This window comes from Acidithiobacillus sp. TH-A117, from assembly GCF_057473465.1.
Map to the genome: position 1 here is coordinate 40795 of NZ_JBYCKQ010000016.1, position 12395 is coordinate 53189.

The following is a 12395-nucleotide window of genomic DNA, read 5'->3' on the forward strand; positions in this document are numbered from 1 at the left end:
GATCAACGTTCCTTTGTTGCCCATTCGGTCTGGCTCGCTGCCACCAGCGATGTCCAGTCATCGGGCGGGTTGCCGCGTCCGAGCATCTTCTTGAACAGCGCATAGGGGTTGGATTTGCTACCCGCCGACCGCAGCGTCTGTTCGTCGTTGACCCAAGCGAACACGATCACCTTCGCCTTGGCATCGTAGCGGAAAAACAGGCGGAACCGCCGCCCGATCTTCGCGCGCCGCCAGTGGCGATATGCCGGCCCCAGGGTGTTGCCCTGGCGGTACTCGTCCCGCGAGGGGTCGCTGGGCACGACCTCCAGGATCAACTGGCTCAAGGCCCGGAACAGCTTGACGTTGGCATTGCCTTCGAATCCCAGCGGGTCGTTCTCTTCGGCCCGCTCTGCGGCCGTCTGCAGCTTGCGCAACTGCTCGATCACGCCCTCGTGGAACAAGAGCGTCCAGCCGTGCCGCTGCATCAGAGCGCTACTTCGCCGTCGATGTCTTCATCGAGATCAATCGCGTGGCCGGCATTCGCGAGCATGGCCCGGGCCAGATCGTCCGGCAGGGACCGAACGTGCCGGCCAGCCCGGATGTCGGCCTCCAGCAGACCCAGAAAGGCCTCGATGTCCGGGTCTTGATGTTCGGTGTCCGCACGGGTCACAATGACTTGGCCTTCGCGCAGGTCGAAGGCCACTTTTCCGCCGGCGTCCACGCCCAGCGCCTGCCGGATGGGCTTGGGCAGGGTGATCTGGCCTTTGGAGGTCAGTGTGGCGACTTCATGGATTTCAGGCATGGAAGCAGTCCTCCTGATGAAATTACCCTTATTGTAAGGAGTTTTCCTTACCTGATCAATCCGCCTGGGCGGGAATTCGGCGTCTGCTATCTTTTATGACCATTGAGTCAAAACCGGCGCCGTATTAGCCGGATCAGACCAGCTCTCGGCACCCGTTTCCACATGCCCGGCCAGGCGCCAGGCATGGCTTGCGCTGCGGATTTCCAGGTCGTACCAGTGATGGCTCCGGGTGATGGGCCAGGAAATTTCCTGGCGCTCTGCGGGGTCCAGTTCCAGGGTTTGCTTGTCCCGGCCGTAAGTCTGGTCGGTAATCTCGACGCGCTGCCTTTCGTTGCTGCCGTTGTGCAGATGCAAGCGCAGGCTGCCGTCCTTTTCGCCCCAAGCCTCCACTTGCAGGGTGGAAGCGCCCGTGCCGCTGAGGGTCCGCAGGAAACCGTCGGGACCAATGACCGTCAGGGCCAGATCCTGGCCCTTGGGCAAAAGGATCTCATCTTCCAGGTTGCTGGCTGGGCCAGCGGTATAGTGATGGGGAAGATGGTGGCTGCCGTCCCAGTAGGCCGTGCAGGCCACGCCGATGGGGGCGGGATTGTGGAGCTGGACTTTTACACCGGTGGCCGTGGCTTCCAGACGCAGGCGGGTGTCGTAGGCCAGGGGGCGGCGGCGGCGCAGCCCCGCTTCCTGGGGAATGATGGCCCGTTCCTGCTCCTGGGGCACTTCCGGCGCGGGCAGGGTCGATTCGTGGTGGACGGTGGCCACATAGCTGGCAGTACTGGGCAGGGAGACGAAACGCTCATCCGGCCGGGAAAAATCAAACGCTGAAGTCAGGTCACCGCAGACCGCCCGCCGCCAGGGGGTGATGTTGGGTTCACTGACCCCGAAGCGTTTTTCGATAAAGCGGATCACCGAAGTATGGTCGAAGACTTCCGAGCACACATAGCCGCCCTTACTCCAGGGCGAAATGGTCATCATGGGTGCACGCGGTCCGAGCCCGTAGGGCAGTTGGTCCGCACTGTAAAGTGTCGGCCAGTTGGGATTGATGCGATTGTGGACCTCCCCTTCAGTGCTGACGGTGCTTTTGCCCGGCCGCACCGGAGTGGGCGGCTGCGGCGGCGGCACATGGTCAAAAAAGCCGTCATTTTCGTCGTAATCCAGGAGGAGGGCGGTTTTACCCCAAACGGCGGGATTGCTGGTCAGAGCATCCAACACCCGGGCGATGTAAATGGCCCCGTATGCTGGTGGGTAGGAGGGATGTTCCGAATAACCGGCCGGTACCACAATCCACGATACCTGGGGCAGGCGATTGTGAAGCACATCGTCACGCAGGGCCGCTACCCCGCCGGGACGCCGCGCCCGCTGGGCCAGCGGTGAACTGTCGGGAATATCGGTGAAAGCCTGAAAATACAGCAGGGCATTCTCACCAAAATTGCCGGTCATGGGGTTTTTGTCCACCTCATGCAGCCCCTCCTGATAGACCCGCCAGGAGATGCCCGCCTTCTGCAGACGTTCGGCATAGGTCGGCCAGGTGAAGGGCTTTACGCCCTTGGTCCAGAGATGGGTGTCGTCGTCAATGTAGGGTCCACCATGCTCTCCCTCGGGATCAATGGAGCCCGTAAAAAGCATACAGCGATTGGGACAGGTCGGCCCGGCGAGAGAGGTAAAATAATGATCACAAATGGTGAAATGATCGGCCAGGGCATAATGGAAAGGAATATCCTGACGCTGAAAATAACCCATGGTCATGTTGGTTTTGTTGAGCGGCCAGGCATTCATCAAACCACCGGCAATGGCTCCGTGCTGGGAAGCCCAGCTATGGTCCAGGTCCTGCAGGAACTGGGCGGAAGTCTTTTGGGTATTGAAATGAAAGGGCAGAATAGTGCGGGTTGGATCTTCCATGCGCCCCTGAAACCAGATGGGTTTACCGTCTGGCAGTTTCAGGGGAAAGCGATCGTTATAACCGCGCACCCCGCTCAAATGACCAAAATAATGATCAAAAGAGCGGTTCTCCTGCATGAAGACCACAATATGCTCGACGTCTTCCAGGGTGCCGGAGCGCCCCAGCGCGGGCAGCATGGCCGCCCGCGCTACGGAACTGCCGAGAAAGGCCGTGACACCGGCGCCGGCCCCCAGACTTTTCAAAAAATCACGACGACGCATGGGTTTTCTCCTCAATGTGCTGCAGGGCGGAAGCGGCGGGCGGATAATGCCAGCTCAGGGCCTGCTGGAAAAAAGTCCGGGCCCCGGCTGGGTTCTTGGCTTGCCCATAGCCATGCCAGGCTGCGAGACCTAGATCGTAGGCGGCTGCGCCCACCTTCTCTGCATAAAGTTGTTGTAAGATGGTTCGGCTACGACCCTGATACCAGGCTGCTTTTTCCAGATTTTTGGGCATGAGTTTGCCTTCGGCGTAGGTCTTTCCCAGCCAGAAATCAGCATTGGCGACCTGGGGTACCATCAGGCCCTGACGGAACCAGAATGCCGCCCGTTGCGGGCTGCGGCCCACGCCCCAGCCATTGAGATAGGCATTGGCCACCTGCCGCTGGGCAAAGCGGTCCCCCGCTTCGGCGGCCTGCAAATACCAGTGAAAGGCCTCATCAGGATTGGCCTGTACTCCTAATCCGGCCTGATACAGATGTCCCAGGGTATCCGCCGCCCAGAAATCATTATGGTCAGCAGCGGCCTTTTTGAGGAGCGGCACTGCCTGAGCGTAGGCATCGTGATTCAGCAATTGCACGATAGGTGCATCTGCTTTGCGAATGGCCCGGGCATGAGTCAGATAGGCATCTGCAAGAGCGCCAGGATTGGCGGGATTGCTCATGCCCATCGTTGCAGAGGAGTTTTCGGAAGCAAGGCTAGAGGTAAAGGGGAAGAGAGATAACAGGAGACTGGCTGCACAAAGTGTAAATTTTTTGATCTGCATCATAAGCCCACTATTCGATGGAAATTCATCACAAGAAAGTCTAGAAGCAATAATCTAACATAGAAATGTTACAGTATTGTGAAGGTTTTATGACAAAAAAATGATATTTTCTGGCGTGAAATTTGCGTAATAGCCTATTCTGCGCGCGGGCAGTTTGAATAGTGCTTTTATCAGCACGGTATCTATCGCAAAAAGCAACGATATGCGTCTTAGTGATTGCTTTGTGGAGCGTCCTCGGCAGCCCATTGGCGGGCCAGAGTATCGAGATCATCCAGGACAGTGCCCAGTTGTCGGCCTTTTTCTGTGAGTCCGTAACTCACTTCGGGGGGAACCGTGGGACGATAATCGCGGTAAAGGATTCCTGCCTCTTCCAGTAAACGCAGGCGCTGGGTGAGGACCCGCGCCGAAATCTGTCCCAGCTGCCTTTGCAAGGCCCCGAAACGCAAAGCTCCCTGGGTACGAAGCACCCACAGGATCTGGGTCGTCCAGGGCCCCATGAGCAGGCGCAGCAGGGTATCCATGGGGCAGGGATTTTCTTCTCGGGTCTTTCTCATGGTTACTAATCAGTACCTACTTTTATTAAACAAGCAGAGGTCATAGTATAGCAACATCGGTAGTTATCCAAGCAAGTTTCAAGGAGTGAACCATGAAAGAAAATTCTCTGCGTTCCATCGAACGCATTGTCAGCGGCCGCCCTACCAGTGACGGTGCAGGCGTCCGATTGATCCGACTTTTTGAACGGGATTTGCAACGCCGTCTTGATCCTTTTCTGATGCTGGATTTTTTCGGCAGTGAAACGCCCGACGATTACATCGCCGGTTTTCCCGACCATCCGCACCGTGGTTTCGAGACCATCACCTACATGCTGGAGGGCCGCATGCGGCATCGCGACAGCGCCGGCCATGAAGGCCTTCTGGAAACAGGCGGAGTGCAATGGATGACCACTGGACGCGGGGTGATTCATTCCGAGATACCGGAGCAGCAGGAAGGGCGCATGGCCGGTTTTCAGCTCTGGCTGAATCTACCTGCAGCCAACAAGCTCTGTGAACCCTGGTATCGGGATTTCACGGCAGCAGAATTGCCACGCTTTACTTTGACCAACGGCATCAACGGCATCGTCATTGCCGGAGATAGTCAGGGTGTTATCGGTGCGGTGCAACGACCCATCACCGAGCCTCTGATCCTGGATTTGCATTTGCCCGCCGGGACACGCTTCGAGCAGGAAATCCCCGCCGATCGCCATGCCTTCCTGGTTCCTTATGCCGGCCAGATTCAGATTTTGGGTAAAAGCCTTTCGGCAGTGCAGCTGGGCATCCTCGGGCCGGGGGAAGCCGTTGCGCTGGAAAGCACCGAAGCCAGCCGGGTTCTCCTGGTAGCAGGCAAGGTGCTGGACGAAGCTATCGTTCAGCACGGACCTTTCGTGATGAACGACGAGCAGGGTATCCGGACGGCTTTGGAAGATTTTCGTGCTGGCCGTCTGGCCTGAGTTTTACGGTTGTCATAAAAGTGTCATGTTTGCGTGTTAAGGTGACGACTTTACAGCGGCCTTGATGACGAAATGATGAATACTCTGCTAAGTACCATTGACGACGAACAGAAAGTAAACAAGCGCCATCGCCGGATTCTCTGGGCCTCGGGGCTGGGTATTTTTCTGGATGGTTATGATTTGAGCATCATGGCTATTGTGTTGATTCTGCTCAAACCGCAATGGCATCTGGAGCCGACTCTGCTGGGTTTGCTGGGTACGGCAGCACTGGTAGGGGCGCTCATCGGCGGCCTTTTCGGCGGTATCATCGCCGACCGTTATGGGCGCAAAACCGTTTATCTCATCGACATTGCGGCTTTTTTCTTTGCGGCACTACTTTCGGGCTTTGCCTGGGATATTACCTCCCTGGTCATCCTGCGTTTCATTCTGGGGCTTGGGGTCGGGGCAGATTATCCCCTGAGTTCCACGTACATTGCCGAGTTTATGCCCAAAAACAAGCGCGGTTCGGCCATGACCTGGATTTTCGGGTTGTGGATGGGCGGCGCGCTGCTTTCCAGCCTGGTGGGCCTGGCCTTGCTGCATACCGGTCCTGAAGCGTGGCGCTGGATGCTGGCTTCGGGTGCGGTGCCGGCGGTGCTGGTCCTCTGGATGCGGCGCAATTTGCCGGAGTCGCCGCGCTGGTACATTTATCGGGGTCGTCTGCAGGAAGCGGCTCAGGTATTGCGCTGGCTGGTACCGGACGTCAATGCCCAGGAGCGGGAACGTCTGGTTCAGGAAACGGCCACCAGCATGCAGGCCAGCCGGAGTGTCTCTTGGACTATGCTTTTCAGCAAGCCCTATTTGCGCCGGACCATCTATGCCTGTGTACCATGGTTCATGATGGATGTCATGGGTTATGCCCTGGGGATTTTTCTGCCCTTCATGCTCATGCATATGGGCTTGAAAACTCCGGAGCAGGCCATCATCGGCAACAGCTTTTTCACCGCCAGCTTTGTGCTGGGCTGGATTCCACTGGCCTTGCTGATTGACCGGGTGGGGCGGCGGCGTGCCCAGATCTGGGGCTTTCTGGGCGATGCCATCAGCCTCGGCCTGGTGGGATTATTCGCGCTTTCCGGCGAGCCGCCTTTTGCCATTGTCGCCGCAGGATTGATTATCTGGCAGATCGCCAACAGCTTCGGACCCGGAAATACCACCTGGATCATTCCCACCGAGTTGTATCCCACGGAGTTGCGGGCGACCGGGCATGGTTTTGCCACCGCCTTCAGTCGTTTTGGCGGCGTAGTGAGCGTGTTTTTCCTGCCGACTCTGCAGGCGGAATTGGGTAATGGTGGTTTACTGTTGGTGCTGGCTGGGGCCGGACTGATCGGTGTGCTGACCACCTGGTGGCTGGGCTCGGAAATGGCTGGTCAGGCTTTGCCGGAACGGTTGGATGCGGCGAGCAGCCAACGCGGTCAGCGCGCTGCCTGAGAACCCGCTGGATACTTTTCTCAGGGGATCAGTGAGGCACCGGCGCCCACGACATCCCCTGCGGCAGAGGCGGTGTCAGAAACGGTGGCGCAGCCAGCCAGGGAAGTAATGACGCAGATCAGGCCCAGAAATCGTGTCAAAAAAGTCATGGTTGCTGGTGCTCCTTTATAATCAGGTGATGCGCGGATGATAATCAAACAGTTGTGCATCAGGATAGCGCATCAGAACGCGAAGCGCTTCTGTTCATCAATATACATCTCAGGCACGCGTTCCGCAGGCTGCATGAATATGACTATATCCGTCTTGTTGGCAGAGTTCCGGTAATTTCACCAGAATATCGCGAACCAGTTCAGGCCCCTGAAATACCAGTCCTGTGTAAATTTGCAGCAAACTCGCACCGGCGCGAATTTTTTCATAGGCATCGGCGGCACTGGTGATTCCTCCGGCGCCAATGATGGGCACAGTACCGTTACATTCCCGATAAAGTTGAGCAATCACGACATTGGCAAGCTGGCGCAGGGGCGCGCCGCTCAAGCCGCCGGTTTCAACATATTCCGGATGTTCCGGGGGGCGGGCGAGGGTGGTGTTGGTGGCAATAAATCCATCCACCAGCGGCGCATCTCCCAAGGCCAGCCTGGCAATGAGGGTAATATCCTCAGAGCTCAGATCAGGGGCGATTTTCAGCAGCACTGGCAGTGGCGGGCGCTGATGCGCGGTGGCCAGACGCCGATTGGCTGCGGCCACCTTCGTCAGTAATTCCGGCAGGGCGTCGGCAGCTTGCAGCAGGCGCAAACCCGGCGTGTTGGGGGAGCTGACGTTGACGGTCAGATAATCCCCATAGGGAAAAAGGCTTTCCAGAGCGCTGACATAGTCCTCGGCGGCCCGCTCCAGCGGCGTGTCCTTGTTTTTGCCGAGATTGATGCCGATGGGGACGGGATGGGGCTGCTGAAGGGCCGCCAAGCGTTGGGCGACAGCAGCGGCTCCTTCTCCAGGAAAACCCATGCGATTGATGACCGCTTGGGAGTCGGGATAACGGAATACCCGGGGCCGGGGATTGCCGGGTTGCGGGCGGGGGGTAACCGTACCGATTTCAAGGAACCCGAAGCCCAAAGCGGGCAGGGCGGCGGCGGCACGCGCATCCTTGTCATAGCCAGCAGCCAGACCAAGAGGATTGGCAAATTCCAGCCCCCACAGACTTTGCTTCAGGGCGGGATGGCTGACGGAAAAATGCCCGGCCACGGCATTCAGGCTGCGCGGCATACGGCCCAGGGTTTCCAGGGCGAGAATGCTGAGCTGGTGGGCCTGTTCCGCCTCCAGACTGAAAAGCAGGGGGCGCAGCAGCGGATAGATCATGCCCAATCCCGGGGCGTCAGAAAATCTGTTTTCAAACGCGCCTCGGGACCATCTTCTGGTGCTTGCCAGTCATATTCCCAGGCGGCGAGGGGGGGCAGAGACATGAGAATGCTTTCGGTACGCCCCCCAGACTGCAACCCGAAGAGGGTGCCCCGGTCGTAAACCAGATTGAATTCCACATAGCGACCCCGGCGCAAAAGCTGGAATTGTCTTTCTCGCTCGCCAAAAGGGTTATGACGGCGGCGTTCGGCAATGGGAAGGTAGCTGTCCAGAAAACTACCGGCCACGTCTTCCCAGAAGGCCTGCAAGCTCTGCGCATCACCACTGAGATCATCAAAGAAAATGCCGCCGACGCCGCGCATTTCCTGACGATGTTTGATGGTGAAATAATCATCACACCAGGCCTTGAAACGCGGATAAAAATCCGGTCCGTGACGATCGCAGGCATTTTTGAGGGTACGATGAAAATGCCGGGCATCTTCAGCAAAGCCATAACTAGGGGTGAGATCGGCACCACCACCAAACCACCACACCGGCCCGGCGCTGAAGAACCGGTAATTCATATGGACAATGGGCACATAGGGGTTACGGGGATGCAGTACCAGCGACACACCCACGGCGGTGAAGGGCTGGCCTGCGAGTTCAGGACGATGCGCGGTAGCGGAGGGCGGCAGTTTGTCGCCGTGGACCTTGGAAAAATTGACCCCGCCTTTTTCCAGCAGGGCTCCGTCACTGATCACGCGGGTACGCCCCCCGCCGCCCCCCGGCCTTTCCCAGAGGTCTTCCCGGAACCGCGCCTGCCCATCAGCATTTTCCAGCGCCGCGCAAATACGGTCCTGCAGGTTCAGGAGAAAAGCTTCGATCACTTCCGTGGCAGGCTGCTGCATGGGGTTTATCTCCTTAAAATCTGACCGGTACGGGCATCCACAATCCGGCTGGGGCGACGCTGCCCGCCCAGGCGGGCATGGAGCACCGGGACACGGGTTCCAAAATAGCGCCGGATAGTGCGCAAGTCACGGGCAGGTTGCTGACCGGCACGATTGGCACTGGTGGAGACAATGGCACCGCCAAAAGCCCGGGTCAGGGCGCAGACGCCCGGGTGCTGACTGACCCTTACCGCAACACTATGATGCCTGCCACGAATCCAGACCGGCACTTGCGGGCGGGCCGGGAGGACCAGCGTAGTTCCCGGCCAGTACTCGGCCAGCCGCGCTGCCGGAACCCCGGCGTCCGACCAGTAGCGGCTGGTTTCGCAGAAACGTCCCGCAATCAGCAGCACCCCTTTGTGTTGCGGACGTTTTTTGAGTTGCAGAATACGATGCAGGGCCTGACGTTGACGTGGGTCGCAACCTAATCCCCAAACACCTTCGGTGGGGTAGGCGATCACTCCACCGTGACGCAAATGGGCCACCAGTTGGCGTAGTTCCTGACGGCGGGGGTAAAGTCCGAGCATCAGTTCATCCCATCTTCAGGGGCGCTGCAGTCCAAGATGGCCGATATCCCGACGGAATTGGACGCCTGCCCAGTGAATCTGCCCTACAGCCCCATAAGCCCGCTGCTGGGCAATGGCCAGACTCTCGCCGAGGGCCGTCACGCCCAGCACCCGTCCCCCGGCACTGACGATATGACCATCCCGGCTTCGGGTTCCAGCATGAAACACCTTGACCGTATCCGGGAAGGACTGTTCCAGGCCACTGATGCGTTCACCCGTCTGCGGGCAGTCAGGATAACCCTCTGCGGCCATCACCACGCAGAGCGCCGTGCGGTTGTCCCAGTCAAGTGCCGCCGGTAAGGGCTCACCCCGGGCGGCATCCAGCAGTACCGTGTAGAGGTCCGAGCGCAAGCGCATCATCAACGGCTGGGTTTCCGGATCACCCAGACGGCAGTTGAACTCCAGCAACTTGGGGCCATCCCGGCCAATCATCAGCCCGGCATAGAGGAACCCGCAGTAGGGCGTGGCATCACGCAGCAGCCCTTGCGCTGCCGGCTGCATGATTTCCCGCAGCACCCTTTCGCTCATGGCTATGTCCAGCACCGGGGCGGGGGAGTAAGTGCCCATGCCGCCCGTGTTCGGGCCTTGATCCTGATCCAGCAGCCGTTTGTGATCCTGGGAACCCGCCAGGGGCAGAACCTGACCATCAACAATGATGGCGATAAAGCTGGCTTCTTCCCCTTCCAGAAACTCTTCTATGATGATGGGGCCCCATTGCAGAAACTGTTCTGCGGCCGCTTCCGCTTCCGCAAGACTGCTGGCGACGACAACTCCTTTGCCCGCCGCCAAACCGTCCGCCTTGACCACCACCGGCAGTGGGTGCGCACGCAGATACGCCAGGGCTTCAGGCGTATCGTTGAAACGCTCGTAGCGTGCAGTAGGTAAACCATGACGCAGCATAAAGGCCTTGGCGTGGGCCTTGCTGCCTTCCAGCATGGCCCCCGCCTGGTTGGGACCAAAAACCGGAATGCCGGCGCGCCGTAACGCGTCCGCTACACCCGCCACCAGCGGCGCTTCCGGGCCGATCACCACCAACTGCACAGCGAGGGCGTGGGCCGCAGCGACTACCGCCTCGGGATGGTTGGGGTTGAGGGGCAAATTGATCAGCTTTTCTTCGGCAGCCGTACCGGGATTACCGGGCGCGCAATAAACGGTTTCGACCTCTGCCGATTGCGCGAGCTTCCAGGCAATGGCGTGCTCCCGACCACCGCCGCCCAATACCAAAACCTGTGCCATCCTGATGTCTCCTTTCAACCGTGCCGGAAATGGCGTACGCCGGTAAATACCATGGCGATACCATGGGCATTGGCGCTGGCAATCACTTCTTCATCGCGAATGGAGCCGCCGGGCTGGATGATGGCTTTTACTCCCGCCGCCGCTGCTGCATCGACGCCATCCCGGAAGGGGAAAAACGCGTCGGAAGCCAGCGCCGCGCCGTGCAGATCAAAGCCCAGATCCAGAGCCTTGGCAGCTCCGCAACGGGCGGCATCCACCCGACTCATCTGCCCGGCGCCAATACCAACCGTCTGCCCTTCACGGCCATAGACGATGGCATTGGAGCGCACATACTTGCCGACCCGCCAGACAAAGGCGAGATCACGCTGTTCCTGCGCGGTGGGTGCCCGTTCGCTGACCACGGTCCAGTCATTTTCCATTTCCATGGCCTGATCAAATTCCTGGACCAGCAAACCGCCCCGTACCCGCTTGTATTCCCAGCCCGGACGTTGCCAGGCCCGGCCATCTTCAAAAGCCAGCACCCGCAGATTTTTCTTTTTGGCGAGAATCGGGCGGGCATCGGGCAGAATGGTGGGGGCCAGCACCATTTCCACAAACTGGGCACTGATCAGTTCAGCAGTCTGGGCATCCAATGGCGCATTGAAAGCGATGATGCTGCCAAAGGCCGACACCGGATCACCCGCCCAGGCCCGTTGAAAGGCACTGAGCAGATCCTGTCCCAGCGCCACGCCGCAGGGGTTGCCGTGTTTGACCACGCAGCAGGCGGGTTCCTGAAACTCCATGACCAGCGCAACTGCCGCATCACCATCACCAATATTGTTGTAAGACAGTTCCTTACCCTGCAACTGGTGGGCATCGGCCAGCCCACCACCCAGACCATCGCGATAAAAAGCCGCGGCCTGATGCGGATTCTCTCCATAACGTAATTCCTGCACCTTCTCGAACTGCAGAGAAAGCGTCTGGGGAAATGCGCTCTGGTTACCTTCCAGACTCCGGCTGGAGAGATAATTGGCAATGGCACCATCATATTGCGCGGTGTGGGCGAATACTTTGGTGGACAGATGAAAGCGGGTAGCCGCTCCCACGCCGCCATGACTTTGCTCCATTTCCTGGAGGACTCGGGCGTAGTCATCGGGGTCCACCAGAACGGTGACGCTCTCCCAGTTTTTGGCCCCGGCCCGGAGCATGGTGGGACCACCGATGTCAATGTTTTCAATGGCATCTTCCAGCGTGCAATCAGGGCGTGCCACGGTTTCGGCAAAGGGGTATAAATTGACGCAGAGCAGATCAATGGGAAGAATTTTGTGTTCGGCCATCTGCCGGTCATGGTCGGCGTTGCCGCGCCGGGCCAGCAGGCCCCCATGAATTTTGGGATGCAGGGTTTTCAGGCGTCCCTCCAGCATTTCCGGGAAGCCGGTGTAATCGCCTACTTCCTGGACGGCAATCCCGTCAGCCATCAGCACCTTGGCGGTGCCGCCCGTGGACAGGATTTCCACTCCGAAGTCCCGCAACCGTCGTGCAAATTCCACGACCCCGCGCTTGTCAGAAACGCTGATGAGCGCCCTTGTGATTTCACCCATAAAGCCATGCCACCTTTGCCAGCCTAAAATTAAAAAAGGTACGATCAGGAGACCTGTCGTACCCAAACCTCCTGATGGAGGGAGCG

General features: G+C 58.8%; 13 protein-coding genes. 2 read left to right on the forward strand and 11 right to left on the reverse strand.

Annotated features, from left to right (window positions below; genetic code table 11):
• Window positions 1–2 precede the first annotated feature (2 nt).
• From AC2VLR_RS03400 to AC2VLR_RS03420, 5 genes are all read right to left on the reverse strand, one after another.
• The gene (locus AC2VLR_RS03400; RefSeq protein ID WP_486880850.1) at window positions 3–464 is read right to left on the reverse strand and encodes a type II toxin-antitoxin system YhaV family toxin; all 462 of its coding nucleotides are present in this window, start codon (window positions 462–464) and stop codon (window positions 3–5) included.
• Window positions 464–781, reverse strand: coding sequence for a type II toxin-antitoxin system PrlF family antitoxin (locus tag AC2VLR_RS03405; protein WP_486880851.1), 318 nt, complete (start codon window positions 779–781; stop codon window positions 464–466). The genes AC2VLR_RS03400 and AC2VLR_RS03405 overlap by 1 nt, the downstream gene beginning before the upstream one ends.
• A 93-nt stretch (window positions 782–874) precedes the next feature.
• Entirely contained in the window at window positions 875–2935 is a 2061-nt protein-coding gene (locus AC2VLR_RS03410; protein ID WP_486880852.1) for a phosphocholine-specific phospholipase C, read from the reverse strand.
• Window positions 2922–3593 (reverse strand): tetratricopeptide repeat protein, encoded by a 672-nt coding sequence (locus AC2VLR_RS03415; protein WP_486880853.1) that lies wholly within the window; start codon window positions 3591–3593, stop codon window positions 2922–2924. The genes AC2VLR_RS03410 and AC2VLR_RS03415 overlap by 14 nt, the downstream gene beginning before the upstream one ends.
• 311 nt (window positions 3594–3904) lie before the next feature.
• The gene (locus AC2VLR_RS03420; protein ID WP_486880854.1) at window positions 3905–4249 is read right to left on the reverse strand and encodes a winged helix-turn-helix transcriptional regulator; all 345 of its coding nucleotides are present in this window, start codon (window positions 4247–4249) and stop codon (window positions 3905–3907) included.
• A gap of 92 nt (window positions 4250–4341) precedes the next feature.
• On the opposite strand from AC2VLR_RS03420, the gene AC2VLR_RS03425 reads away from it, so the two are divergent.
• Together AC2VLR_RS03425 and AC2VLR_RS03430 are read left to right on the forward strand one after the other, a co-directional pair.
• Window positions 4342–5181 carry a pirin family protein gene (locus AC2VLR_RS03425; protein ID WP_486880855.1) on the forward strand — a complete coding sequence of 280 codons (840 nt, stop codon included), beginning with the start codon at window positions 4342–4344 and terminating at the stop codon, window positions 5179–5181.
• Between the two features lie 72 nt (window positions 5182–5253).
• Window positions 5254–6648, forward strand: coding sequence for an MFS transporter (locus AC2VLR_RS03430; protein ID WP_486880856.1), 1395 nt, complete (start codon window positions 5254–5256; stop codon window positions 6646–6648).
• A 20-nt stretch (window positions 6649–6668) separates the two neighbouring features.
• On the opposite strand, the gene AC2VLR_RS03435 is transcribed toward AC2VLR_RS03430, so the two are convergent.
• The 6 genes from AC2VLR_RS03435 to purH all read right to left on the reverse strand — a co-directional run bounded on the left by AC2VLR_RS03435 (window position 6669) and on the right by purH (window position 12309).
• Window positions 6669–6797 carry a hypothetical protein gene (locus AC2VLR_RS03435; RefSeq protein ID WP_486880857.1) on the reverse strand — a complete coding sequence of 43 codons (129 nt, stop codon included), beginning with the start codon at window positions 6795–6797 and terminating at the stop codon, window positions 6669–6671.
• Between the two features lie 109 nt (window positions 6798–6906).
• Complete coding sequence (locus tag AC2VLR_RS03440; RefSeq protein WP_486880858.1) at window positions 6907–8001, reverse strand: quinone-dependent dihydroorotate dehydrogenase; 1095 nt, start codon at window positions 7999–8001, stop codon at window positions 6907–6909.
• Window positions 7998–8888 carry an oxygen-dependent coproporphyrinogen oxidase gene (gene hemF, locus AC2VLR_RS03445; protein ID WP_486880859.1) on the reverse strand — a complete coding sequence of 297 codons (891 nt, stop codon included), beginning with the start codon at window positions 8886–8888 and terminating at the stop codon, window positions 7998–8000. Before hemF ends, AC2VLR_RS03440 begins: the two co-directional genes overlap by 4 nt.
• A gap of 5 nt (window positions 8889–8893) precedes the next feature.
• Window positions 8894–9454, reverse strand: coding sequence for an L-threonylcarbamoyladenylate synthase type 1 TsaC (gene tsaC / locus AC2VLR_RS03450; protein ID WP_486880860.1), 561 nt, complete (start codon window positions 9452–9454; stop codon window positions 8894–8896).
• A gap of 15 nt (window positions 9455–9469) precedes the next feature.
• Window positions 9470–10729 (reverse strand): phosphoribosylamine--glycine ligase, encoded by a 1260-nt coding sequence (gene purD / locus AC2VLR_RS03455; RefSeq protein WP_486880861.1) that lies wholly within the window; start codon window positions 10727–10729, stop codon window positions 9470–9472.
• Window positions 10730–10743: 14 nt separating this feature from the next.
• Window positions 10744–12309 carry a bifunctional phosphoribosylaminoimidazolecarboxamide formyltransferase/IMP cyclohydrolase gene (gene purH / locus AC2VLR_RS03460; RefSeq protein WP_486880862.1) on the reverse strand — a complete coding sequence of 522 codons (1566 nt, stop codon included), beginning with the start codon at window positions 12307–12309 and terminating at the stop codon, window positions 10744–10746.
• Window positions 12310–12395: the final 86 nt, after the last annotated feature.